At 44.1% G+C, this 26,816-nt stretch carries 15 protein-coding genes; 13 read left to right on the forward strand and 2 right to left on the reverse strand.

Annotated elements, in window-relative coordinates; all coding sequences use genetic code 11:
- Positions 1-22 precede the first annotated feature (22 nt).
- Positions 23-2,773, forward strand: coding sequence for an AlbA family DNA-binding domain-containing protein (locus A3CY_RS0111915; protein WP_026207599.1), 2,751 nt, complete (start codon positions 23-25; stop codon positions 2,771-2,773).
- Positions 2,774-2,845: 72 nt separating this feature from the next.
- Here A3CY_RS0111915 and A3CY_RS0111920 read toward each other — a convergent pair whose 3' ends face one another.
- A complete protein-coding gene (locus tag A3CY_RS0111920; protein WP_040371572.1) occupies positions 2,846-3,355 on the reverse strand; it encodes a sigma-70 family RNA polymerase sigma factor in 510 nt (169 codons plus the stop codon).
- Between the two features lie 234 nt (positions 3,356-3,589).
- On the opposite strand from A3CY_RS0111920, the gene A3CY_RS0111925 reads away from it, so the two are divergent.
- From A3CY_RS0111925 to A3CY_RS0111975, 11 genes are all read left to right on the forward strand, one after another.
- The gene (locus A3CY_RS0111925) at positions 3,590-4,813 is read left to right on the forward strand and encodes a FecR family protein (RefSeq protein WP_018338155.1); all 1,224 of its coding nucleotides are present in this window, start codon (positions 3,590-3,592) and stop codon (positions 4,811-4,813) included.
- 87 nt (positions 4,814-4,900) lie between these two features.
- Positions 4,901-8,470, forward strand: coding sequence for a SusC/RagA family TonB-linked outer membrane protein (locus A3CY_RS0111930; protein WP_040371573.1), 3,570 nt, complete (start codon positions 4,901-4,903; stop codon positions 8,468-8,470).
- 5 nt (positions 8,471-8,475) lie between these two features.
- Positions 8,476-9,993: a RagB/SusD family nutrient uptake outer membrane protein gene (locus tag A3CY_RS0111935; RefSeq protein WP_231932294.1), complete on the forward strand. Its 1,518-nt coding sequence runs from the start codon at positions 8,476-8,478 to the stop codon at positions 9,991-9,993.
- Positions 9,994-10,005: 12 nt separating this feature from the next.
- Positions 10,006-10,629: a fasciclin domain-containing protein gene (locus A3CY_RS0111940; RefSeq protein ID WP_026207600.1), complete on the forward strand. Its 624-nt coding sequence runs from the start codon at positions 10,006-10,008 to the stop codon at positions 10,627-10,629.
- Between the two features lie 11 nt (positions 10,630-10,640).
- On the forward strand, positions 10,641-11,066 hold the full coding sequence (locus A3CY_RS0111945) for a hypothetical protein (protein WP_051082722.1): 426 nt from the start codon (positions 10,641-10,643) through the stop codon (positions 11,064-11,066).
- Positions 11,067-11,555: 489 nt separating this feature from the next.
- The gene (locus A3CY_RS0111950) at positions 11,556-12,134 is read left to right on the forward strand and encodes an RNA polymerase sigma factor (protein ID WP_169503636.1); all 579 of its coding nucleotides are present in this window, start codon (positions 11,556-11,558) and stop codon (positions 12,132-12,134) included.
- Between the two features lie 100 nt (positions 12,135-12,234).
- Entirely contained in the window at positions 12,235-13,413 is a 1,179-nt protein-coding gene (locus tag A3CY_RS0111955; protein WP_018338161.1) for a FecR family protein, read from the forward strand.
- 134 nt (positions 13,414-13,547) lie between these two features.
- The gene (locus A3CY_RS0111960; RefSeq protein WP_018338162.1) at positions 13,548-17,144 is read left to right on the forward strand and encodes a SusC/RagA family TonB-linked outer membrane protein; all 3,597 of its coding nucleotides are present in this window, start codon (positions 13,548-13,550) and stop codon (positions 17,142-17,144) included.
- A gap of 10 nt (positions 17,145-17,154) precedes the next feature.
- Complete coding sequence (locus A3CY_RS0111965; protein ID WP_026207601.1) at positions 17,155-18,735, forward strand: RagB/SusD family nutrient uptake outer membrane protein; 1,581 nt, start codon at positions 17,155-17,157, stop codon at positions 18,733-18,735.
- A 17-nt stretch (positions 18,736-18,752) separates the two neighbouring features.
- A complete protein-coding gene (locus A3CY_RS0111970) occupies positions 18,753-19,622 on the forward strand; it encodes a hypothetical protein (protein WP_155828291.1) in 870 nt (289 codons plus the stop codon).
- Positions 19,623-19,700: 78 nt separating this feature from the next.
- Positions 19,701-22,331, forward strand: a complete 2,631-nt coding sequence (locus A3CY_RS0111975) for a zinc-dependent metalloprotease (protein WP_018338165.1) — start codon at positions 19,701-19,703, stop codon at positions 22,329-22,331.
- 101 nt (positions 22,332-22,432) lie between these two features.
- On the opposite strand, the gene A3CY_RS0111980 is transcribed toward A3CY_RS0111975, so the two are convergent.
- On the reverse strand, positions 22,433-25,543 hold the full coding sequence (locus tag A3CY_RS0111980; RefSeq protein WP_018338166.1) for a response regulator: 3,111 nt from the start codon (positions 25,541-25,543) through the stop codon (positions 22,433-22,435).
- 272 nt (positions 25,544-25,815) lie between these two features.
- Between A3CY_RS0111980 and A3CY_RS0111985 the strand changes: the two genes are divergently transcribed.
- On the forward strand, positions 25,816-26,816 hold a 1,001-nt coding region (locus A3CY_RS0111985; protein WP_026207603.1), incomplete at its 3' end, for a DUF5117 domain-containing protein.

Here is a 26,816-nt window from a genome sequence, read left to right on the forward strand (position 1 = left end):
TGCTTGTTTAAATGTATTTACAATGGTAAACTGTAACATAAAGGATAAGTCAATAGATTTCGTGTCTTTTGAACAATTATTCGAGGAAATTCGTTTCACGGAGGATGAAGCGTTCGTTTTTGAGAAATACACTTGTGATTATGACTTTACTTCTGTCGAGAAGCGAGGACCGGAGTGGATTTTTTCTTTGTTGAATGTTGTTAGGGCGGAATTGGCAGGGGACGAGATCGTGATAGAGGACTATCGTCACTTGAACGGCGTGTTTATTCGTATTCTGGAATGGCTGATCGAGGGATCCACTTACTTGAAATGTTACGAGGGGGTCAAGTTGAATGATTCCCGGATGCTCGTGGAACGCTATTTGGATGAAGCTATCGCGGCGAGAGAGGCGATTCGCCTGATCGACACGGAAGGCGATGGAGATTATGTGACCGAGAAGTTGCAGAAACAGACGCTGTCCGGCTATTTGTTCAAGAAGTCATTGGTATGGATTACCTTATCGACTATCGTGCGCTTTAGTCCCAGGTTATACCTTCTCCCGGCAGAGGGATTTGTCCTTTTGGTGTATCACACGTTGAATAAGAACTTCCCGAGAGTCACGGAGAGTTTGAACGAGCGGGTGGCTTTAATTCGGGAGCAGGATGATATCTTGAGTTTCGAGGGAAGGACGGAAGATCAGATCCTTGATGCGCTTTGGATTCTGGGCGCAAAGCTTCTGTCGGGAGTTCCCGTGCAGGAAGAATTGGCAAGCCTGCGTTCCATGTTCTTCAGATATTTGTATATTTTGCGGGGTAAGAAAGACGAGTTGTTCCGCAAGAATGCTTTCAATTCACTTTTGTTCTACCAGAAGAACCCGGTATTCGCGTGGGAAGATTTGTTGAAGTTTTCAATCGACGAGTTGGTTGCAGTGATCGAGTTGAAATCGGTCGAGGCATTGAGGAATTGCCAGGGACGGATGTTTGATGGAAGGGGGCAATTGTTGGTGGACAACAAGGCGATAACCATATCGTCAGCTACTTCCATGAAATTCGATGCCGTGATGGAAATTGACGGGCTTGCCTTGAAGGTCGGGAGTAACCGGAGGAAGTTGAATTTCGAGGGAGAATTTGCGGAAGTGACGAAGACGTGGAGAGGCGTGTTTGCTGACTTCTCGGATGACTTGAAGAAGAATATACTGAAAAGGAAACGCCCGCCCGAGGGTGCGGTGGTGAATATCAGGATAAAATTAATATATAACCAGAACCCGACATTGATGTTCGTTTCTATCGTGGACGACCAGTACGAGGGGGATGGGGTGCTCCACGTGAGTCATATTACCCGGGCAAAGTTGGATACCCTCGAGGGTATTTTTCAACCTGGCGATCTGTTGATGGCGAGCGTGGTCGAGTCGACGGAGGAGAAACTTCAATTCTCGATCTGGGAGGAATTGAATCGTTCGGCTGTCGCTCGTTTGCAAGTCGGCGACCCGTGTAACGCATTGTTCTTGTACGAGAAGAATGAGATGCGGATTTGGCTTGCCGAGAATGGGTACATGGTCTATACCGGGGGGGCGGGAGAGATGAATTTACGGGAGAATGATTGTTATTCGTTGGTACTGACAGAAGTTCCCACCCGGGGACGAATAAAAGGAGAGGTCGTGCAACCCTCTGCCGAGGCGTTTGACCGTCATGATGCGGTAGCGAATCTGGTGAACGAGTATTTGGAGGATTGCAAACGTTTTAGGGAAGGTGAAGTACAGGCTAATTTCAACACGGGTAAAATAGAACGCTCTATCGATATTTCGGAAGGATACGTGAAGGAGTTGATTCGCCTGTTGCAATATTACGTGACACGTGACATTAGCCTGGACAATCTCAACCTGCTTTACTTTATCCGTTTGCTCGCCCATATATTGAGTAACAATCGTTTAAAGACGTATTACGATTGCTTGATAAATTATTTGATTATAAGATATGAATTTGTAGAGGGAGGGAACTTGGTGAATATCGATTGTGATCTTCTGGAACGGGATTTCCATCATTTCCCCGCCTTGCAACGGCAATGGACGGTGATCAAGATGCTTGCGGCGTGCAAAGATCGTTCCCGGGAGGACGATTTGGTCCGTTATTCCCATTCGGACGACGGGGATATTGCGAATGTCGCTAGATATCTATTGGAAAAAGAATTGCCCGGACGTATGGTTGGAAATTCCCGACTGATACATGACGAGCTTCTGGCTTTACTGTCTTTCAAGGGATATGTGCAGGAACCCGAAGAAGAACTGACGTTTGGAGATCGGGGTGTCGATCGAGAGTTCGAGCCGTCAATCGTTTATTCGGCAGGTGCCAAGAGTGCTGACGTGGAAAGGCAGATCGACGCAGTGATGCGTGCGATATGCGGTTTTCTGAACGGTCAAGGCGGTGTAATATACATCGGGGTGGATGATGACGGGCAACCTGTTGGGGTACAAGACGATTTGGATTACTTGTATTGTACTCCGGACAAGTATGAATTGTTCCTTCACAAGAGAATTATAGAAGCATTCGGCGCTGATGTTGATAGTGTGATTGTGATCCGGAGTAAGGAAATAGGTAATGATTTGGTTTTTGCCGTGTCAGTGCCTCCATATCACCAGGTCGTCAAGTACGATTCTATCGTTTGGGAAAGACAGGATGATGTGTTGGTCGAGATGCAGGAGGAAGATGTGAAAGCGTTGAAAGAACTGCGGAAAGTGGCAGGATCGAGAGTGTCGGCTCGTGAGCCCTTATTCCCAGAGGATGAAGGATTTCATTAAAAAAGTTTCAGAATTGGGATATGAAAGGGGTAATCTTGGCTGCCCTTTTCTGTTTGTTGCTGTCGGACTGAACTACTCTATCTCGTAGTTACCGGAATTGAAATATTCCCGGAGTTTACGGATGGCGGCGTATTTTAATGTTTTTATCGTGTTCACGGAGATACCCATGGTTTGTGCGATCTCTTTGTTCTCGTAACCGGACAATACAAGGCGCATGATACGAGCGCTTTGGAGTGGTAACGTCTTGATTGCGTTAATTAAAGCTTGGTTTGTGTCTTCCGCTATCAACAGGTTTAGGACTTGAGGGTCTTCTTGTTCCTCAATTTCTAGTTTGGAATACCTTTGGTTTTCCCGTTGTAATCCTCTCAAGTAATTCAAGGATTCATTTTTTACCATGGTATAAAGAAAGTTATTTATAGTGTTGATTTCTTGTTGTTTATGCTGATTTTCCCAAAATTTGATAATGACTTCCTGCGCGATGTCTTTAGCAACTTCCGAGGAACCGACAAAACGAACGGCAACGGCACACAAAGCAGCATAGTGTTCTTTTATGAATGTTTCTAATTCATCGTTTTTCCTCATCTTAATAATCGTTCGTTTTTTAATATTCAAAAATAGCTTTATTGCTTTTTCATATTCATTATTAATTTATTATAAAAGCCAAATTGCGGCTATATACTAGTATTCTCGAATTGTTTTAAACGAAGGTAAAATAATATCATGTTGCAAGTTTAAAAATAATTTTTGAATTTTTCTTGTTTTCATTCATCCCGTCTCTCTTTTTGTGGTGTCTATATAGAAACAAGTGGAAAAATAATGACATACAATAAAGCACAGATACTGGCACAAATAATCATTCGGGTAAAGTTGGGTGCGGCTTCCGAGGAAGAAAGGGAAGTCTTGGGGGCATGGCTGGACGAGTGTGAAGAAAATCGCCAGTTGTATAAAAATATTATTCGTTGGAAATGTATCGGGGAACGCTTGAGGTTGGAGGATGAAATCAACCAGACAACTGATTTCAAACGGGTACACCGAGTCGTTTCGAGGCGTTTGGCGTACAAGAATTCGGGACAAAAGCGATGGGTTCGAGTGGCGTGGACTTCCGGCGTTGCGGCTGTATGTCTATATGGGATGTTCTTTATTTGGAATTTAATGCGGCAACCGGATATGCCGTTAGTCTCAAGTGAACAACGGAAAGTGCGAGAAACGGAAATATCTCCAAAACAGGGAAAAGTGATGCTGGTACTTGAAGACGGTCGGCAAATCGGTTTGGAACGTGATGCTTCCGATAGTATAAAATTGGCACAAATAACGATTGTTGAGACTGGAAAAAGTTTGCAGTACAAGCCGATTGTGGATTCCATTTCCCCCTCGCAAGAGGTGATTCATAAAATATACACGACAATCGGGGGCGACTATTTACTAGTATTAAGTGACGGAACACGGGTTTGGTTGAATGCCGAGACTGAATTGGAATATCCCGCGCAATTCGTGGGGAAAGAAAGGAAGGTAAAATTGACAGGAGAGGCTTATTTTGAAGTGATGCCCGATGCGGAAAGACCGTTTGTTGTGGAAACGGGCAATATGCAGACTCGTGTCCTTGGGACCTCTTTTAATATAAACGCTTACACGAACGAAGGAGCTATTTACACCACCTTGTTGTCCGGTAAGGTTGAGGTCAGTTTGGCGGATTGTATGGTGGACGTGGCTCCCGTGGTATTGGAACCGGGAATGCAATCTTACTGGAAGCGAGGTGCTAGTGATTTTGAGTTGAGAGAAGTGGACTTGGATAACGTGATCGCTTGGCGCTATGGCGTTTTCGTGTTTAATGAGGATTGTCTTGACGTGGTGACCCGGGTTCTGTCTCGGTGGTATGGCGTGCGATTCGTGGAGGACGGTGGTGGTATAGGACGTCATACTTTTAGCGGGAAAATAAGTAAGGATGAAAAATTGGAATCCATTTTGAAGATATTGACCTTGGCGGGAGGTCCTGAATTTAAACGAGAGGGGGATATAGTACATGTAATTGAGAGAAAATAAGAAACCGGGAACGCATTGCAGGCGTTCCCGGTGATATCATCCTTGTTGATAGCAAGGAACGTGTTTAATTAAAAACAAAACAAAGCTATGAAAAAAAACTACAAGACAAAAAAGTTTTGTAGACTTTCGATCAAATGTAGTATGTTGTTATGCAGTATTTTGATACTGGGAATAGCATCTACATTTACGGGTTCGGTAGTCTACGGGCAAAAAGCGGTTCAGCGATTTCCTTTGAAACTCGAAAGCGTAAGCGTCTTGGATGCACTTCGGGAAATAAACCGTTTGAGTGGCAACTCGGTCATTTTCAAGAAAGAGGAAGTCGAAAAGGAGACCAAACGAGTCACCGTGGATTTGAAAGACGTAATCACGCTGGAAGCTGTCAGGGCTTGTCTGGCGGGAACTAAGTTATCATGCACGGAGAGTGACGGCAAAGTGGTAGTTATCCCGGAAAAGGAGCAGAAAGCGAAGATTGTGTCGGGAATTATATCCGATGCCTTGGGACAGCCTTTGCCAGGAGCTACGGTTGTCGTGAAGGGAACGGCGTCTAGAATCGGTACTAGTGCGAACGTGAACGGGGAGTACCAGATTGTGGTCCCCGCAGGCACGAGTGTCCTAGTCTATTCTTTTATTGGTTACAAATCGAAAGAAGTCGATATCAAAGAACAGACGAAAATCAACGTGACGCTGGAGGAGGATGTGAAGAACGTAGACGAAGTCGTGGTGGTAGCCTACGGGACGCAGAATAAGCGGGACGTACTCGGGGCGATGTCCACGGTGAATGCCGATGACATCAAGGATATTCCCTCTCCGTCACTTGCTAATCTTTTGCAAGGACGGGTTGCCGGGATGAGTGTTATCAACATGACGGGAGCTCCCGGGGGCGGAGGTACTTCCATTTCCATTCGTGGGTTCAATAGTTTGTCGGTAGAGGCAGCACAACGATTCAGCAACCCGCTGTGGGTAATTGACGGGGTTCCTATGTATAGTTTTACCTCTCCGGTCAGCGGTTTGAATACTTTGGCGGAAATTGATCCCAAGGACATCGAGTCCGTGCAAGTGTTGAAAGATGCGGCGTCTGCATCAATTTACGGGTCGCGTGCGGCAAATGGGGTGATTTTGGTGACGACTAAAAAAGGACGTTTCAATCAAAAGGCGAAGGTGAGCGTAAATGTGTCACAGACTTGGATATTTAACCCCTCTTTGCCGGATCTTATGGGAGGAAACCGGGAGCGTTATCACCGCATGGAAGCCTTGAGAAATTACCAGGAAGCCGGTTTTAGTGATGAGCAAAACCGTTACGTGTACGTGGGGTCATATAAAGAGGCTTATTTGCGGGACATCATGTATGATTATTTTTGGGGTAAGGGAAATGGTGCGGGAGTTCCCCTGTATCAAGATAGCTTGAATAAATTTTACAACAATTCCACGAACCTTTTTGATTATTATTTCCGTACGGCACGGGTGACGGATGCGAGCCTGCAATTGACCGGGGGGGCGGAACGTGTGACTTATAACTTCGGTTTGGGCTACTATTCGGAAACGGGAGTGTTGAAAGGTACAGGATTCAATCGTATGAAGTTGATTTCGAATATCACCGTGAAACCGATGGATAAGATGGATGCTAATTTGCGTTTTTACTTGGCGTATACGGATCGTAGCCGTTCTTCCGAGGAGATGAACACGTATTCGTTTAACACGGGAACCGACTTGGAGCAAATACCTAAAGAGTTATTGGTGACTTCAACGCTTTATCCGGGTGAGGGTACACCTGCTTTTGACGAGGCTACCAAGCGTTTCCGGGGCACCAAGGAGAAAAATGATTCTTATCGTGCAAGAGCTAGTTTTGACGCCAGTTATGAGTTTATCAAAGGTTTGTCTTTTAAAACGTCTGTTGCGTTGGATTATTCTCAGCAAAACGTGAATATCTTTTTGCCTTCAAACTTGAACGATTACAACGAATCGTATTCTAGCGGGCAGATTGAACGTTATATGATGCTGTTGAATGAAAATATGTTCACTTACAAGCGTTCTTTTGCTGAAAATCATAACGTGGATTTTCTGGTGGGATTGTCCTTGCAATCGGATGAAACGAATAAAGTCGGGGGGTATGGTTACAAGGCTCCCAGTGATTTGATTCATTATGTGCCTTGGTACGGGGGAGCATACGATGTGACAAGCGATCGTCAGTTGAAGGAATTCTTGTCAAAACGGGAAAAAAGCACGATGATTGGTGTATTCGGTCGTTTGAATTATAATTATATGCAGAAATATTTGCTTTCCTTCAGTTTGAGGCGTGACGGAAGTTCCAAGTTTGGTGAGGATGTGCGTTGGGCAACTTTCCCTGCTTATGCTGTCGGTTATGCTTTTTCCGAAGAACCGTTTATGGATTGGGCTGAAAATGTGTTGGATTATGCGAAAATCCGGCTTAGTTACGGGAAATCGGGAAAACAATTTTCCCAGCCTTATATCGCTTTAGGATTGTTGGAACCTGCGGCGTCGTTCCTTGGTAATCCGACAGTCAACCCGGAGTGGAATGAAGGATTGTTCAATCCCACGTTGACGTGGGAGGAAACAGATCAGTATGATTTCGGATTGGATCTCGATTTATTTAATTATAGGTTGAACGTGGTGCTGGATTATTACTATCGTTATACCGATAAATTGTTGTACAATGTGACTTTGCCGGGGAACTATTCGGGATATATTAAACAGTGGCAGAACGCTTATGCGATTTCCAACGAGGGGATCGAGTTGCAAATCAAGTGGGATATTTTACGTCGGGACAACCTGAAATGGGACATGACTTTCAATATAGCTCGTAACTGGAATCGCTTGGAAAAGAGTCTTAACGGGGTGGATTTCCAGACGTACGGGGATGCCGGTTATTTTGACAGTAACGTGAGTGTTATTGGCAAGCCGCTAAATGGTCTTTACGTGTATAAAGATAAAGGGTATTATAATAGCGATGAGGAGGTGCCTTATATTTACGAGGACGGGCGTAAGATTTATTTACGCGGTGATAGTTATCGTCAATATTATCGCGCGGGTGATAGGATTTTGATGGATATGGATGGTAATGGTTCGGTGGCAACTTCATGGCCTTTGCTGGAAGATAGGGTATACGCGGGTTCGCCTCTGCCGAAAGCTAGTGGCGGTATTATTTCGACGTTAAACTGGAAGGGTTTTGACGTGAATATGTTGTTTTCTTACGTGCTTGGTCGTCATATCTTGAATGCCGGGAAAGGTGCTTCCGTGGGAACGAGTTTGGGATTGACATTGGATGATTTGACCAAGCCTGTTTTTGCTGATCTGGATAAAGTTACTTTCTGGCAGAAACCGGGAGACAAGGCTGATTTCCCCATGAATCGCTTGGAATCCGGGTTGGGTAACTTCACGACGATACTCAGTTCTAACGTGGAGAATGTGAGTTACTTGAAATTGAAAACTTTGACAATCGGGTACACTTTGCCCCAAAAATGGACAAGGTGTGCCGGAATGGAAAGTGCGCGGGTATTTATTTCCGGGGAGAATTTGTTTACGATTACCAATTACACGGGACCTGACCCAGAATCTGTTGACGTGGTTACCGGTGTGGATAATTTTGGCAATTACCCGCTTAGTACGCGTGTCACGTTAGGTTTAACCCTTAATTTCTGATGTTTATGAAAAGGAATATATTACTGCTTGTACTTCTTGCGGCGATCGTTTTTGGCTGTGAGGATTTTTTGACCGAAGAGCCTGAAATTGCGGTAACTAACAATAATTTTTGGAAAAACGAGAAGGATGTCGAGAGTGCCGTGTACGGGTTGCATTCGGTGTTTCGCACGGTGTTTGGTGATGTGGTTGTGTTGTACAGGGATAGAGGATTGCCTTGCGATTATTTGAATGCGGTATGGAAATATCCTTCCGAAAATCAACCCAGCTACATGTGGAACGCCAGTAATCCGGCGATTTCATGGGCAAATGAATACAAAGTGATAGCTCAAGCGAATCTGGTGATAGATAATATTGACAGGGCAAATTTACCGAAAGAGAGACATAATTATTATCTTGGGCAGGCTTATTGTATTCGAGCTTATACTTATTTCTATATATTGAGAGCGTGGGGAGATGCTCCTCTCGTGAAAGAATCGGTGGACGTGGGTGAAAAAGCCCGCACCTCGTGGCAGGAATTGGCTGATTTTGCTATTAAGGATTTGAAATCGGCTGCGGAAATGTTACCGAAGGCTAGGGATTTGTATGATGCCAATAAGGTGAAAGTGACCAGTAAACAAGTGCCATCCAGAGGTACTGCTCACGCTATATTGGCACATTTGTACGCGTGGAAAGCGGCATTGAATAACGAGCCGGAATTGAACACGTTGAGTATAGCCGAGGCGGATTCTGTGATTAAGCATGGTGGTTATGTTTTGGCAAAGAACCCGAAGGAGGTTTGTGACGTGGTGATGTTGGGAAATAGTGACGAGGGGATTTTCGAGGTAGATTATCAAAATACGCCGGGTGATTTGAAAACTTCGGGATCTTTCATCGCCGGGGCTTGTCAGAAATGGCCGATACAGCCTTTGACGACTCCTGCTACACGGCGTTCAATCATGCGTATCAATAACACTACGGTTATGGAAATGTACAAGGACAAGTCGGACGAACGGCGGGATGAATATTTTTACAAGTTGGACTCTATGGCAGGTGTGGCAACATCGGTGACTCAAGGAGCCGCTTATATCAGCAAGTGGCGGGGCGTGGTGCTTAATGTGGGGGGATCTAGTGATGGAACCTTGAAGTCGTACGAGGATAACGAGATTTTAATTCGTTTGGCGGATATCATCCTGCTTCGTGCCGAGGTGAAAGCCAAGACAGGTGATACTCCTGGGGCTATTGCCGATTTGAACACGATTCGTGACCGGGCGGGAGCTCCCTTGTATTCCAGTGCCGAGGGTGATTTGCAGGAGGCAATTGCCAAGGAACGGGATAAGGAGTTATTTCTGGAAACGGGTATTCGTTATTACGACATCATCCGGAACGGTACTTTCCGGGAAAAACTAAGGGGTAAATACAAGACTCTGACCGAGCAGGACGTGGCGGAGGGTGCTTGCTATCTGCCCGTGGGGAACGGTGCCTTCACGAACAATACCCTGATGCGGCAAACAATATACTGGAAACGGAATGGATATGCTTATTAAAAATGCAAGATTATGAAACTACGATATTTAATGATTCTATTTATATTCAGCTTTGGTGCGTGTGATAATGATTATTTCCACGATACCGGACTGGCAAACGGGCGGCACGACTGCACCGTGTGGGAATACCTGCATAAAGATTCCTATAACTGGGATTCGACCATTTTGGTTATCGAGCGTGCGGGACTGGTGGATTTGTTTGACGGGAAAGACCCGGCGTATCCGGAGATCACGTTTTTCGGTCCGACGAACTTCTCTATCATGCAATTTATGTATAAAACTGTGGATAGCAATGACGAGATGCTGTACAACCGGATAGAGGACATCCCTGCGGATATGTGCCGGAAAATGATTCTGTGTCACGTCCTTCCCAAGAAAATGATGAAGGAGGAATTCGATTATGAAGTGAAGGGAACCCTCGAGGGTGGAACCTATATCAATGCTATATCTGGCACGAAGTTACGTGTATTTCGGGCGAAATCCTCTTACATGGGTATTGCTGACATCGGGGCGGAATCCTTGGGGTTACATGCGTTGGAGACCGGTTTCCTCGTGGGAATCGCTTCTGCCGACATTGAAATGAACAACGGGGTCGTACACTCCTTGAGTTACACGTATCAATTTTCAGAACTTTAATAATTTCCAGGATGAAAAATATATGTAGAATAATAATATTATTGGCTTTCGTGAGCGTGTCGGCAATCTGTTGTCAGGATATCACGGTCGGTTATCTGATGACAACCAATGCTGCTTATACGCCGGATTCGTTGGTAGTGAAAGCCGTGTTAGACCCGGAAGACGATGCGCACCAGATCAAATTCGAGATCCCTTGGCAATCGACTTCTATCGAGGGAGTGCAGGGAACTTTCCCCATGGTCTATTCCATTAAGAGTATCACTTGTGATAACGGGCACCCGGAAGCGGCTTCGCAATTCACAGTGGCTCGCAAGGGCGTGATCGAGTTGCCGTGGAACCACACGGTGCCTCCCGGTCGTTATGTGATCTCGTTGGAAGTTTCTAACGAGGGATATACCCGTCTACTGGATTCCGTCTTCACTGTTATTGTGAAATAGAATATCGGAAGTGCTTTTTCAATAGGGAGCCAGAAAAGTCTAGAGAGCTTTTGGCTCCCTATTTGTATAATAGGGGCATTGTTTCTGCTCTTTCTGATGACGATTCGACGAGCATTCAGGGAGTATATGGGGAAGTCTTACTACATATTTGGATTTTAACTGAATATATCTGGTATGAAACATATATTAATTCATATTCAAATTGTAATAAAAACCTATATTTTTTCTTTTCTAATAGAGGATGAATAGGAGATGAATGGGAGTTGAATAGGAGTTGATAACAGGTAACTCTAACTAATATATGTCAGATATATCCGTTACGGGATAGACTTCTCTCGGAATAGGGTGAATGCTGGGTAGCATAACGAGATTAGGGATAATTTTCTCGGTAACGGGAAAAGAATTGTTGGAACAGTTGTTAATTTGCAATGGTTGTTTTGTGAACCTGCTTTTTTTCTTTAGTTTTGCCTGTGAGATATAGTGTTTGTCGTGAAAAATAAAAAGCAAATAGTAGGTTCGATTGATTTATTGAGTAGATTCAATGAGCGGGATATAGCGGCTTTCGGTGAGATTTACTCTTTGTTTTATGATGATCTGTTTTATTACGCTTTGAAGTTGTACGGGAACACGAACGTGGAGCCACAGGATGTCGTGCATGATACGTTCTTGAAGTTGTGGCAGTTTCCTAGGACTAGGTTTGAAAGTTTGGCGGGGTTGAAAGCTTATCTTTTCGTGGCACTGAGGAACGAGTTTAACCAGTGCGTGAGGCATAATTACTACGTGGAAGAATATAAAAAGCATGAATTGCAGACGAGGGCGTTTGAATTTGATGTTTTGGAAAGCGAGTTGAGGGGGAATTGCGAGTATATGTTGGGATTGTTGCCTCAAGAATGTGCCGAGGTGCTTCGCCTTTTCTTCGAGGGGTTGAACTCGGAAGAGATCGCCTTGAAGCTCGGGAAGACCAAGCAGGTCGTTTATAAAAGGAAACATGAAGCTATTTCTATCTTGAAGAAGAAAATATCCAAGGAGGATATTTTTGTTCTGATGTTCTTTTTGAGTTGTCTTTAGGGATGTTTTCATCATTCGTTTGATTTTTTGAAAAAAAACTTGAGAAAGTCGGATAAAATTTCGAGTTCATGCATCTTATTATTAAAATGGAGAAAATAAGATGAAAGAACTAGATAAAAGTCGTTACGAAAGGATTCATGAAATTGTAGAAGAAGTGCTGGAAGCGATGAAGGACAAACGGGATATGGCATCCTGTGAGAAGTTGCTTGATTTCTTGCAGGATGACGCTCCGGATCGTGAGTTCTTGGAAAGGATGGCTTCCGGGGAATTATTTATGCGGTACCATGAAAAGCGGGCGGCGAGAGATAAACGCCAGGATGTACAAAGGCTCGTGGAGAGTTTGAAAGACTGGAAAAGGAAAAAGGAAAATACCCGGAGGTGGCTCAAGCGAATTTCCACGGTGGCAGCCGCGGTTGTCGTTTTGGGCTTTTGTGTTTGGCCATTTATGGACGATGGGAGGGATCGTTCTGTCAAAATAGAACAACCCGGGCAGCACGGGAGACCCGTGTTGGTTTTGAATAACGGTTTGAAACTGGAATTGCAGGAAGCGGGTAACGAGTTGCCCGGCGGGCGGCACGGGATAGAGAAAGTGACTCGTGAGCGGTTGGTCTATCGCGGGGCGGTCGGGGCGAAGAAGGGAGTGGAATACAACACGCTGATCGTGCCGGCAGGGTATAGTTATAGCGTGGAGCTTGCCGACGGTTCGGTGGTGACGTTGAACGCCGGGAGCCGGTTGAAGTATCCCGTTGCCGGGATTAGCGGGAAGCGGGAAGTGGAACTGGACGGGGAGGCTTATTTCAAGGTCGCCAAGTCGGTCCATCCTTTTATCGTTAAAATGGGGGATGCGTTCGTGAAGGTTTACGGGACGGAGTTTAACGCGAGTAAAGATTTGGAGGGGGATATCGAGGTGGTGCTCGTGGAGGGGAGTGTCGGTTTCCACGCGGAAGCGGGCAAGGAGGTGATGATGGAGCCGAACCAGAAGTGCGATTACAATCCCGCGGGTGGAGAGGTACGCGTGAGTAACGTGGACGTGCGGGGGTATGTTGCCTGGATGAATAATGAGTTCAATTACGAGCGGGTGTCGCTGGATTATTTCTTGAAAAAGATCGCGGTTTGGTACGGCGTGCAGTTTAAATATGACAAGGCGAAATTGGAGCCGATCGAGTTTTACGTGTCGACAAAACGGGATGTGCCTTTGTCCGACCTGATTTTGCTGATAGAGAAAAGTACAAGCCTGAATTTTATTCGGGAATCAGATAAAGTGTTTATAATTAAATGATAGTAGCTATGGGATGAAAGGTGGTTCATGAAAAAATAAGAAGCATCCGGGGGATACTTCCTATAATCGTATCGCGTGTATAAAGATTGGCGTCGCTATACATAGATACATGTTAAAAACTAATCAACTAAATTATGGAAAAAAAATTACATCACAAAAGAAGTGTATTAAAAAAAGGAATCAGTTTAATGTTTTTACTGGTTTCGACATTTTTGATCGTTCCTGGGTTTGCCGCTGATCACGAGGGAATGCAGCAACAGGTAAGAGAAAAAAGGATTACAATCAATAAAAAGGATGTTTCGGTCAAGGAAATTCTGGAAGAGATTAAACAACAGACCGGTTTTGATTTCGTGGTTAACGCTGGTTTTATCGCGGATTTGGGTAAAAGGACGTTGAACGTGAAAGAGGTCACGGTTGATGAAGCGTTGCTCGTGTTGCTCCGGGGCACGAAGTACGCTTACGAGATCGTGAATAACCGTATCACGTTTGTTTTGAAGCCGGGGGAAGATGCTGTCGATAAGGTGAAGATGGTCAAGGTGAAAGGGCAGGTTTGGGACGAGTTTAAAAAGCCGTTACCGGGTGTCACTGTCACTTTGAAAGGAACTTCAACCGGTGTGGCGAGTGATGTGGAAGGGACGTTTGAAATAAATGTAAATCAAAAGGATACGGTTGTGCTGGTTTTTTCTTTCGTGGGTATGAAAACGAGGGAGATCGCCTGGAGGGGGGAGGAGATGTTGAACGTGGTGTTGATGGAGGATGTGCAAGCCATGGATGAGGTGGTCGTGACGGGGTATCAAACTTTGAAGAAGTCTGATATGGCGGGGTCTTCCAGCGTGGTGTCGGCGAAGGATTTGATGTTCACGGCGACAAATTCGTTGGAGCAGGCTTTGCAGGGGAAGATCGCGGGAATGGTGATTCAGAACACGAACGGGTTGATAGGTACGCGCCAAAAGGTGAGAGTACGGGGTACCTCCACGTTGTTAGGCAGCCAGGAACCCGTGTGGGTAGTAGATGGTATTATTCAAGAAGATCCGCTTCCTTTTAAAACAGAAGATTTTAAATTGTTCGGTCAGGATAACATGGATAATTTCGAGATGATGAGAAATTTCGTGGGGAGTGCCATTTCCTGGCTTAATCCCTCGGATATAAAAGATATTACCGTGTTGAAAGATGCTTCGGCGACAGCCATATACGGGGTGAAGGCCGCGAATGGCGTGATCGTGATTACCACGAAACGGGGAGAAGCCGGTAGGGTGAGCGTTACTTATTCCGGTAATTTTTCCATCGGTTCGAAACTGACCTATGATAAGATGGAATTGATGAATTCCAAAGAGCGGATAGATGTTTCCCGGGAGATTTATGAAAACGGGTATCCCGCTCTCGCTTCGAAGATTCCTTCCGTGGGCTTTTCGGGGATAATGAAAAGGTATTTAGAGGATAAAATTTCTTACGATGAGTTTAATGCCGGCGTGAAGAAATTGGAAACGATGAATACGGATTGGTTTGATATTCTTTATGAAAATCCGTTTAGCCATAGTCATAATATCAGCCTGTCCGGGGGGGGCGACAAGACCACGTATTACGCCAGTTTCGGAATCACGGGAAATAACGGAACGGCCAAGGGTAACGATTCCGAGTCTTATAACGGTAGGGTGAATGTTACCACGATTTTTAAAGAGAAATTCCATTTGTCGGGAAGTTTGTCCGGTAGTGTCACGAAAACGAACGCGTTTAACCAGATTGACCCGTATAAATACGCTTCCAGGACGAGCCGGGCGATCCCTTGCTATAATGAAGACGGTTCTTTAGCATTTTACAAGGAGAGAAACGGTTATGATTACAATATACTGCACGAGTTATCGCAATCGGGTAACAAAAATCGTTCAACGAATTTGAATTTTAGTTTGTTCGGAGGATGGGATATCCTGTCCGGGCTGAAGTACGAACTGACTTTTTCTTACGGAACTTCCTCTACGCACGGGGAAACCTGGGCGACCGAGTTGTCTAACGCTATGGCAGAGATCCGGGGATACGAGTTCGGGATGTATACCCCGGAAGACAGCCAGTATAAAAAATCGCGGTTACCTCAAGGTGGAGAGTTGTCTTTGATGGAATCGAGGATGGAAACATGGACTGTCCGGAATTCGCTTTCTTACGTGGGGCACGCGGATAAGCATTTGTATACCGTGTTGATCGGGCAGGAAGCCCGCAAGACAAGCAACGAGGGGTATAATGAAACGGTGTGGGGATATATTCCCAGCCGGGGTAAGTCTATCGTGACACCTCCCGTGGAGATAGAGGATGCTTATAGTACCAATAAGACAGCCAACCCGTTGTTTGATCAGATGAACCAGAAAATCACGGATAATACAGCGACTTACGTGTCTTATTATGGGACGTTGACTTATTCTTATGACGAACGTTATATCTTTAACGCGAGTATCCGTGGGGATGCCTCTAATAAGTTCGGGCAGGATAAAAGCGCTCGTTTCCAGCCGGTATGGTCTGTCGGTGTGCGTTGGAATTTAGGGCGAGAGCATTTTATGGAAGGGCAAAGGTTGCTTAACGAGATGAGTTTCCGGGCTTCTTATGGTTTTCAAGGAAATGTATGTGAGGCGTCCGGTCCGGATTTGATAGCCGGAATCCCCTCGGACGGTGGTGTTTGGGGACCGACGGGTGAATATTATTTGACTACTTCGCGGTTGCCCAATCCCCGGTTGAAATGGGAAAAGAACAGAAGTGTAAATTTGGGTGTCGATTTCACTTTATTGAATAATCATGTGTCGGGTACTTTCGAGTATTATTACAAGAGGGGGAAAGATATTGTCGTGCGGAGAGCCGTGCCTCATGCAAACGGGGTGACATCCATGTATATGAACGGTGGAACCATGGAAAACAAGGGTTGGGAGTTGACGATGAATTTCGTTCCTTTGCGTTTGGACGAGTTCGTGTGGAATTTGAGTTTGAATACTTCCAAGAATTATAACAAGATTACTTCCAAATTGGAGGAGAATACGACTTGGACGAATGCTGCCAGTGGCGGGTTGAGCCGGGACGGTTATCCGGTTTCTGCATTTTGGGCTTTTGCTTTTGACGGGCTTTCCCCGGTAGACGGTTCGCCTTTGTTTGATTTTTTTGACGCGGAGGAGAACCCGAAAGTGAAGACGGATGCCACGACTTACATGAAGTACATGGGGAAACTTGACCCGGATTTCACGGCAGGGCTTAGTACTTCTTTCCGGTATAAATCGTTAGCGTTGTCTGCTTCTTTCAATTTGCAATTAGGCGGGAAGAAATTTCTGGCACCGGCATTTGATGCCGGAATACAGAATGATATTCCCAGTGATTATAATAATTTGCCTAAAGAGTTGGTTAAACGTTGGCGTAAACCGGGAGACGAAGTATACACGAATATTCCTTCACTCCCGTACGCGGATAAGGGACGGATAAAAGCTCCTGATGGTAAATTTTTATACCCGCATGAAATTTATAATTATTGTGACGAACGGGTGGTGGATGCCTGGTTCCTGAAATGTAATAATATTTCTCTTTCCTATACCTTTCCTGAAAAGTGGATAAAAGGTTTTGTCCAGAGTATAGGGTTGTCATTCAGCGTGACGAACCCGTTCCAGTTTGTCAGTAACGATTTCAAGGGGCGTGATCCTGAGGTTGCCACGGGAAGTCAGCCGATGGCAAGGAATTATAATTTGAACGTGAGTGTTAGTTTTTAAAAAATGGATTATGAGACGATTAATTTCACGATACAGTATATTGCTCGTGTTTTGTGTATTGACCGGGTGTAATGATTTCTTGGAAGAAACCAGTCAGAGCGAGGTGCGTCCTTCCACGGTAGAGGAGTTGTACCAGGTGATGCTGGGAGAGGCTTACCCGAGAATGACGAGTTTGAATGGCGATATTATAATGCCTTATCTGGAGTTGCTCACGGACAACATGCAATTTAATGATGTGGTTAGTGGGAACGAAGCGGTATTGAACCTGGTAGAAAAGTTCAGGCCTATTTTCTCGTGGAAAAAAGAGATGTATGAAGAGTGTGCCTTGGTGAACGGAATGGGGACCTGGGATCTTTATTATAGCCGGATTTGCGGGTGTAATGTGGTGCTCGATTATCTTGACCGGGTGAGTGGGGATGTGGAGAAAAAGTATGATATGAGAGGACAAGTACTTGTATTACGCGGGTGGTGGTATCTTCAGCTGGTAAATCTTTACGGGTTGCCTTACAACGAGGGTGATCCCGCGAAGAATCCCGGGGTTCCTTTGAAACTTTCGATGGAAGTGACCGGTGAGCTTTTTCCCCGGAATTCCGTGGCAGAGGTGTACGGGCAGATAGAGAAAGATTTGCTTGAAGGAACGGCATTGTTAAAAAAGTATGGCACGGAAACTTCAGCGTGGAAAATGAGTTATCTGGCAGGGATGTCTTTGTTGTCCCGGATGTATTTGTATATGGAGAATTGGGATAAAGCTATTGTTTACGCGGATTCGGTCTTGGAGGTTCGTTCCGGTCTATGTGATTTTTCCAAGTTTGACGATGTCGAGAATGCTGTTAGCGGGAATATAGATAAAACTTACAGTGGCGTGTATAACTCGAGTGTCAGTAATGAAATTATTTGGATGTATGGCAATTCCAAAGAAAATACACTTTATACAAGTATGACTTCCGGTTCGCTAGATCCGGCTTTATATGCCATATCGGATGAGTTGGTGGATTGTTTTGAAAAATTGAATAACCCGGGGAATGATTCGAAAGTGGATGCCGGAGATTTAAGACGATGCTACGAGATCGTTTCCGGATATTACTATGATAGCCAAAGAGTAAAACATTACTATCCCTATTGGGTGACGAAGCAGGGGAGGGCTAATGGCATTTATTCGTATAGTTGTTCTGCCAAGGGATTGCGTACCGCGGAGCTTTATTTGAATAGGGCGGAGGCGTATATCCAGAAATACCGTAGGGAAGGGAGTGCCGGTTTCCGTGAGAGAGCTTTGACTGATTTGAATAGGTTGCGTGAGTCCCGTTTTGATACCCGGCACGTGGCTTATGTGCCCGTGGAAAGTCGTACGGATATTGACGTGAGCACTGCCGATAAATTATATGATTTCTGTTTGCTCGAGCGTCGTCGGGAGTTGATGTTTGAAGACCATCGTTGGTTTGATTTGCGCCGCACGGGAATGCCCCGGTTGGAGCATAAAGTAGGTAGTCCGGCGACGACTTACGTGCTGGAAGTTGGAAGTCCGCATTATGTTCTGCCGATACCGGAGGCGGTAATGAAGGATAACGCCAGGTTGGAACAAAATAAGTATTAATAATTTAAGATTACGTGATGAAAAGAATATTATTATGTAGTTCGATTTGCCTTTGTTTGATGGCAATGATTGCTTGTCACGACGAGAGTGCTTTGACCCCGACAGAGCAACCCGAGATGGGATATGTTCTTCCGCAAGGGAATCATGATTTTGACAAACGTATCGTGGCATGGCAGGAAAAAGCGAATTTTTTTATTTTATACAAATTTGCCGATAAAGATATCCGCTGGCAGTATAATACTTGGCTGGATGAGGAGGAAATTACCTATACGTTTGCAGATACGAATTATATTAACAAACAGCTTGATTTGATAGAGTCCAAGTTCCTGAATTTTTATTCTTTAGATATTTTGCGGGAAGGGATGCCTTTGAAACTTATGTTGTTAGGGCAATTGGATGATTACTCTTCTTATGTCCACAAGCATAATATTTACGTGAATTTTGACGGGTTCGCGATGGCTTGGGGAGATAATTCTATCGACAATATGACGGCCGCACAACGCAACGCGTTTAAAACGGACGTGAATCAGGCTTTCGTGAAAAGGTTAATGGATAATGGTCTATTGCAGGTACCGGAAGCTTTCTCGAAAGTATCTGTTTATAATTCTGTATCTTACTCCCGGGATAAGATGTATGGTTTGGGCTTTTTGGCATTGAATCAATCCCGGGATGCGATCAGGGATTTTAATAAATACGTGGAGGTGATTCTTTCTAATCCTAAAAGTTTTCTGGAGTCCCCTTCTACGAATACATTTACTCATGAAGGGATATTGACGGATGCAAAAGACGTGAACGGATTGATTCGGCAGAAGTATAAGGCGGTAATCGAGTATTTTAATAGTCTGGGGATTGATATCCAGGGTATAGGGGATGCCGTGGAGAAGTAGATCGTGATAGGCGGTAAAAAATGATTTTTAGCAATATTGAAGTGTGTGAAAATAAATAGTAAATTAAAAAAGAAGTGTATGAAAAAATGGTTTGTATTTTTTGTAATGACACTGTTTGTTAGTGTTTCTTTGATGACTGCGGAAGCAGCCGAAAAAAAGAAAAAGGGAAAAAATAATGATACCACGGAGCAGCAAGAGAAAAGCAAGTATGAAAAGTTGTTTGCAGATAAAAGCCACGTGTGTGTGCAAGGTGATTTTATCACCCTGCACAAGGTGAAGGGGAAATTGTATTTCGAGATGCCTTTGGAATACATGGGGCGGGAGATGTTGATGGCCGCTACTGTCAAGAAAACCACGAATCCTTCGTTAAGTACGGTGGGAATGAAAATGCGGGATCCTTTGCACGTGCGCTTTGTTTTGAAGGATAGCTTGGTGTTCCTCCGGAAGGTTAACGCTTCCATGGAGTGTGACCCGGGAGATTTGACGATGCAGGCAGCCCGGGATTTGAATTATTCCGATTCGGATTTCAAGAAAATGACGGTGGAAGCGTATAATGCGGATAGTTCTGCCGTAGTGTTCGAGATGACAAAAATGTTTTTGGGAGAAGAAAAAGCATTTTCTCCCGTGTCGGAAGGTTCTGGGTTGGTAAATGTAAATTCTACTTTGAAGCCGGAGTTGTGTTCGTTGGGGGATTTGAAGGCTTTTGAGGATAATGTGTCTATTGATGCAGACTTGTCGTATACTTACCGGATGAATGTTCTTTTCTTCGTGTTGGGGGAAGGAGAGGTAACCACGAAAGTAACGCATAGCGTGTTGTTGTTGCCGGAACAGAAGATGAAACCTCGTATTTCTGACGGGCGTATCGGGATTTTCTTGACTGGCAAGCAATTGTTGACGAATCAAGAAGATGGTATCAAAACTTATACTTTGGCAAATCGTTGGCGGTTGGAACCCAAGGACATGAAGGCTTGGGAAAGAGGTGAACTGGTGGAACCCGTGAAACCGATTGTTTATTACCTGGATTCTTTGTTCCCGGAGAACTGGAAAGCTCCTATTAAAGAGGGCGTGTTGCGTTGGAATGCCGCGTTCGAGAAGATAGGTTTTAAAAACGCTGTTCGTATCTACGATTTCCCGAAAAATGATCCTTCGTTTGATGCCGATAATTTGAAATTTTCGTGTATCCGTTATTTGCCGGTAGCGACAGCTAATGCCATGGGTCCCTCGTGGGTGGATCCGAGCACGGGTGAAATCGTGAACGCTTCGGTGATCGTGTGGAGTGATGTGGTGCAAATGGCTAATTATTGGCGTTTTGTACAGACTTCTCAAATCGATCCCCGGGTACGCGGTCGAAAGTTGCCGAATGATGTCCTCGGGGAAACGATGGCTTATATCGTGGCTCACGAGGTCGGTCATACTTTGGGGTTGATGCACAATATGGCTGCTTCCGCGGCTTTCCCCGTGGATTCGTTGCGCTCTGTTGCTTTTACCCAAAAGTACGGGACAACTCCTTCAATCATGGATTACGCGCGATTTAATTACGTGGCTCAACCTTCTGACGGCGAGGTGAAATTGACACCTCCGGATTTGGGAGTATATGATTATTACGCGATTAAATGGTTGTATTCTCCGATTAGCGGGAATAAGTCGGTAGAGGAAGAAGCTGAAATTTTACAGCGGTGGATAGACGAAAAAGTGGGAGATCCCCTCTATCGCTATGGCGTACAGCAGATATTCAGTCGTTATGACCCGAGTTCGTTGGAAGAGGATTTAGGGGATGATCCGGTGAAAGCGGGAACTTACGGAATTAAAAATCTGAAATACATCATCGGACATTTGAATGATTGGATCAAGGATGATCCGGATGCTTCCCATCGTTATGCTTTGTACGAGAATATCGTGGTACAGTACTATCGTTATCTTTTGAATGCGATTTACAATGTAGGAGGTATTTATCTTAATCAAGCGAAAGACGGAACTCCGGCAATCCGTTATCAATCTGTGCCGAAGGATGTACAGAGAAATTCTATGAATTGGGTCATCCGGCAGATGCGGAACAGTGATTGGTTGGATGCCGAGGAGAATATCAGCAAGTACAAGTTGATGACGAAATCTTCAGCGTTGGTACAGAATGCCGTGATGAAGTCCTTGTTGTCCATGGCTCCACGTGTAACCTTGTCTTCCCATGTTGCTAAAGATGCTTATTCTATGAGGGATTACTTCGAGGACTTGTACGGCAATGTATTTGAGTCAACCATTAATGGTCGTAAACTTACAAGTGGAGACAAAATTATGCAACGGGCTTTGATGGCTACCGCGAAAAGCGTGTTGGTGCCGAAGGAGGGAGGCGGATTATTTTTGAATGGTTTGGCTGTTGATTTAAATCCCTTTGCTCCGTCCGTGGAGGAAATTTGTGCTTTTGGTTTGGATGAGTCGGGATTAGTGAAGGCTAATTATGAGCAATTGAAAAAATTTGAAGACACGTATGGTAGCGGGATTATTGCGTCCCAGGTAAAATTCCAGGAGGTGAATCCCGGGTATAATTTCATGCGGCCTGTTGCCATTGACGGGATTGACGAATCTGCGGCTTATTATACGGCAATGATACACAAGGTGGAAAAAATGGTGCAAAGTCGTTTGAATACGGCTCATAAAGAAGATCAAGCGCATTATCAGTCTATTTTGTTGTTGATTAAATCTATTAAGAAATGAGATAATAGCGACATTAAAGTATCGGGTATATTTTTTGAGGGAGCCTGAAAAGCTTGGAGCGCTTTTCGGCTCCCTCTTTGATAAAGGGCATATAAATGTGTTTACACCAGCGTGAAACTTGAGTTTAGCGCTGTTTTAAGTTCCTGCATCAGCTTGTTTGCGTTTAGTGGTTTGGAAACATAGCTGTTGAAGCCGTTTTTCATGATCCGTTCCTTGTCTGAAGCGAAAGCATATGCCGTGACGGCGATAATAGGTACTGTGGTAGAGAATTTCCGGATTTCTTGTGTTGCCTCGTAACCATCCATGTTAGGCATATTGATATCCATGATGATGATTTGAGGTTGATGTTGTTTATATAGTTCAACAGCTTCTTTTCCGTCCCACGCGTGGATGATTTTGTATGTTGAACCAAGTATCGACTTGAACAGCAGATAATTGCTTTCGTTATCTTCCGCAACCAGAATCGCAATGTCTTTCTGTTTTATGTTTTCTTTTTGTATTTCGATAGCTCCAGGCTTTTTTTTCTCGATAGTGGCGGTCAGGTACGGGACGGAGAACCAGAAAGTGCTGCCTTTGCCTTCACCTTGGGATTCTACGCCGATACGACCAGACATTTTTTCAACGATACTTTTGCAAATGGAAAGCCCGAGCCCGGTTCCTTGGGCGAAATCGTTTAATTTGGTGAAACGTTCAAAAATTCGTTTTTGTCCCTCTTGTGATATACCTAATCCGGTGTCTCGTACGAAGAAACGGATTTCATCCTCTTGCAATTCATAACCGAAAGTGATACATCCTTTGGGAGTGAACTTGCAGGCATTTGTCAGTAAGTTAATCAATACCTGGGATAAGCGATTGGGCTCTGTTTGAATGTAACAATCAGTTGCCCCGAGAGTGAAGTTCAATGTTACTCCCGGTTGGACGCGTAGGCGTACTGTATTCTCCACGGAACGAATTAATTCATTCAGATCAGTGGATTGATAATTAAAATCAAGTGTGTTCGATTCGACTTTAGCCAAATCAAGCACGTCATTAATCAATTGCAGTAATAATTGGTTGTTATTCTCGATGATTCTTATAAATTGTTGTTTCTGATCTTCGTCCTCTGTAGTGGTCAACAGGTTCGAGAAACCTACGATAGCATTCAGTGGAGTGCGTATTTCGTGGCTCATGTTGGCGAGGAAAGCAGATTTCAGGCGATCGGATTCTTTCGCTTTTTCCCTTGCCGATACAAGAGCCTGTTCCTGTTTCTTACGTTCGGTAATCAATAGTAATGAGCCGATAAGAGTGGTGGGTTGTCCGGTAGTATCATATTGGGATACCGCCGCATTGATTTCTAGCCAATCGATGTGTTCTTTCCCGGCTTTTTGGGAAACAATACGGAATTCCGCCTTGGTGTATTGTAATTTGCCGTTTAAAAAGTTGCCGTGTATCTGCTTAATGCGGTCTACGTCATCCGGATGTATTCTCTGGAAGTATTCGTTTTCCTCGATCATGTGTATCGAGTGGGTCGAACCGTCTACTTTGGTAAAGTTCATGTGGCTTAGCACACGTTGTACTTCACAGGCAATTCTATGATTTTTCAAATCCCAACGCCATGGTATAATACGTGCCACGCTCAATGTCATATCCAATTTCTTGGCTGATTCCCTTAAATCGTTTTCCGCTTTGCTCCGGCTTGTGACATCTATCCCGAAAAAATCAATCACGTTTTTTTCGGCGGATTGGCAAATGATGAATTCATAAAAAGTATTGGTCTGTTTGAAGTAATGAGTGAATGTGACAGAACGTTCTTTCTCGAATACAGTTTCAATGAAAGGTGAAATATAATCGATAGGGAAAAGTGATTTTTGTTGATTCTCGGCAGTATTCTGATCGGTTAAAGCATGAAATGATTCGTTCGTGGAGAGGTAAGTCACGTGCGTTATGTGTCCGTTTTTATCGAGATCGATAGCGGCTTGCGCGTAACAGATTGGCATATTGCGCACCAGTATGTTGTGAGTCCTGAAAAGGGCGAGTTTCTTGCGTTGAAATAATGAATTTAGTACTGCCACAATAATCAATGCGGCAAAAATAATGGCGCATATGATGATTTGCCAGCTGTATTGCTGCCATAAGGTTTTCGGTTTATTGATAAACTTTGTTCCCGCGGGACACCTTTCGATGGAGAGATGGTCTTGGCTTAGTTGTGTGTAATTGACAATGGGGTAGGATTTCGTGGAATAGATAAAGGGAATGTTGCGCATGGAACTTCCTTCCAACATTTTGACAACGAGTGTTGTCAGAGCTTCTTGTGTTTGTTCTCTGGCGGGGAAATAACCTCCCAAAACACCGTCTTGGAGGTAGGCACTTCGTAGGGCAAAAACAGGATGAGGGGATGCGGATATCATACGTGTATCACCGGAAATGAGCATTGGGAACCCGTGAACATTTTTGCGTTCGTAGAACCAAGTCGAGAAAAGTAATCCAATAGTCAGATCCCGGCTGACCAGGTAATCCTGAAAGTGATCGGCGTTTTGATTATTACCGACAAGCCACTCGTATTCGAGGGTAGGGTATTTCGCCAGAATATGCGAGTGAACAAGTTTGTCCAGGTAACGGTTCGTGTAAAGTTCGTCTGCAATAAAGACGATTTTTTTTATTTGGGGTTGCATCTGTACCATCATGTCTATGGTTTCTTTATACATATTTGGTACTTCGATGAACGTGAAATTGTATTGCTGTCTGATTTGGGATAATGGAGTTAATTTGCCGTCCAATATATTTAAAGAACCACCTGTAAAATAGTATTCGGTTGATGCGAATGAATCTTCGTTGCCGATTAGTATCATCGGGATGTCGCCCCATTCCTGTTTGATTCGATCTCTTAAAGTAAAAGCCATGTTGCCGATCAGTACGAGGTAAGTAGGTTTTTTGCTTTCAAAACGGGTAAAAATACCATCCTCCATCTGTTTGAATAGTTTATCATTACGGATGAACGTACCGTTCATGTGAACGATTTCGGCAGATACTCCTGCGGTCTGGGCTGTTTGCATCGTGATTGGGGTGATCAATTCTTGGCTCCAGGGAGCCCCTTCGTTATAAGAATTGATAATAAGTAGGCGTTGCTGCTCTTCCGCTTGAGTTGTTTTGGGGATAAGGGCAGACGTAAAAACCAAGTATGTGATTAACACAATCACACACTTGAAAAAAGAATGGTATTTTCTGTGTATCATTATGGTAATATATTTTCTTCGCTTGCAAAATTGTATAGAGTTTCTATTCTCGTAATATGGCTACAAAAATATTTAAATTTGGTACTATAATCAAAAAAGTAGGGTCTATTTTTAATGGGGGAGATTGCCTCCTGATTTCATCGAGGGGTGTTTTTAATTTAAGAGAAATATAACACAATAAAGCGAGGATGTGTTTTATGTATTTTATATATTTACAGCCCCTTGGTTTTAGAATAATTAAAATAGATTATTAACATTTAGAAATCTGTTGTATGAAAAAAGGATTAGTATTGTTACTTGTGTCACTATTCTTGCTCCCGTGTACGGAACCCTTGTACGCCTGGGGTAAGAAGAAAAAGAAGAAAGCAAAAACTGAACAACAAGACTCTACCGCTAAAAAAGTAGAATCGAAATACGAGAAGTTGTTCAAGGGAAAACAACACGAGGAATTTCGCGGAAACTTTATCACGGTTCATCGGGTTGGAGATAAAATTTATTTCGAGTACCCGTTAAAATATATGGGACGGGATGTTTTAATTGCTTCCACTCCTTCCGCTACGAGTGATCCTTCCACGGTAAACGTGGGCTATAAGTCCTCAGATCCTTTGCACGTTCGTTTTAAATTGCAAGATAGTACAATCTTTATGAACGAGTGCGCTACTTATACCACTTTTGATCAAACAAAAGAAATGCAAGAGGCTGCGGCTTTGAATTTCATGGATGTTCGTAAATTAAAATTCAAACTGGAGGCTTACAATAAAGATAGCACTGCGGTTGTATTTGAGGTGGGAAAGATATTCTCCGATCCTTCAATGAATCCTATCGGGGGATATTTTATGGGTATGTTGCCTATTAGCGGAAAGTTGAAGAGTGAGCTTTCTTCCTCGGGAAAGATAAAATCTTTTGATGATAATATCTCGATAGAGTCTCAGGAAGTGTATAATTGTACCGCTAGTTTCCTCTTCTTCTCTTTTAATTTAGGGGATGTTTCCGTTAATACCGTGAAAACCGTGTTGTTGTTGCCGGAAGAAAAAATGAAGCCGAGAATTTCTGATCCCCGTATCGGGATTTTCTTGACCGGGAAACAAAATATTTCTCCCAGGGAAGGATCTAAATATTATTCATTTGCCAATCGTTGGCGTTTGGAACCGAAAGATGTTCAAGCCTGGGAGCGGGGTGAACTTGTTGAACCGGTAAAACCGATCGTGTTCTACCTGGACAATACTTTCCCGGAAAACTGGAAACCTGCTTTGCGGGAGGGAGTTTTAGACTG

The organism is Butyricimonas synergistica DSM 23225 (assembly GCF_000379665.1).
Lineage (GTDB): Bacteria > Bacteroidota > Bacteroidia > Bacteroidales > Marinifilaceae > Butyricimonas > Butyricimonas synergistica.

Bases quoted from the DNA above. Each gene is read 5' to 3' on its own strand.
- A3CY_RS0111915 (WP_026207599.1), top strand. From the start codon at position 23: ATGGTAAACTGTAACATAAAGGATAAGTCAATAGATTTCGTGTCTTTT.
- A3CY_RS0111920 (WP_040371572.1), bottom strand. From the start codon at position 3,355: ATGAGGAAAAACGATGAATTAGAAACATTCATAAAAGAACACTATGCT.
- A3CY_RS0111925 (WP_018338155.1), top strand. From the start codon at position 3,590: ATGACATACAATAAAGCACAGATACTGGCACAAATAATCATTCGGGTA.
- A3CY_RS0111930 (WP_040371573.1), top strand. From the start codon at position 4,901: ATGAAAAAAAACTACAAGACAAAAAAGTTTTGTAGACTTTCGATCAAA.
- A3CY_RS0111935 (WP_231932294.1), top strand. From the start codon at position 8,476: ATGAAAAGGAATATATTACTGCTTGTACTTCTTGCGGCGATCGTTTTT.
- A3CY_RS0111940 (WP_026207600.1), top strand. From the start codon at position 10,006: ATGAAACTACGATATTTAATGATTCTATTTATATTCAGCTTTGGTGCG.
- A3CY_RS0111945 (WP_051082722.1), top strand. From the start codon at position 10,641: ATGAAAAATATATGTAGAATAATAATATTATTGGCTTTCGTGAGCGTG.
- A3CY_RS0111955 (WP_018338161.1), top strand. From the start codon at position 12,235: ATGAAAGAACTAGATAAAAGTCGTTACGAAAGGATTCATGAAATTGTA.
- A3CY_RS0111960 (WP_018338162.1), top strand. From the start codon at position 13,548: ATGGAAAAAAAATTACATCACAAAAGAAGTGTATTAAAAAAAGGAATC.
- A3CY_RS0111965 (WP_026207601.1), top strand. From the start codon at position 17,155: ATGAGACGATTAATTTCACGATACAGTATATTGCTCGTGTTTTGTGTA.
- A3CY_RS0111970 (WP_155828291.1), top strand. From the start codon at position 18,753: ATGAAAAGAATATTATTATGTAGTTCGATTTGCCTTTGTTTGATGGCA.
- A3CY_RS0111975 (WP_018338165.1), top strand. From the start codon at position 19,701: ATGAAAAAATGGTTTGTATTTTTTGTAATGACACTGTTTGTTAGTGTT.
- A3CY_RS0111980 (WP_018338166.1), bottom strand. From the start codon at position 25,543: ATGATACACAGAAAATACCATTCTTTTTTCAAGTGTGTGATTGTGTTA.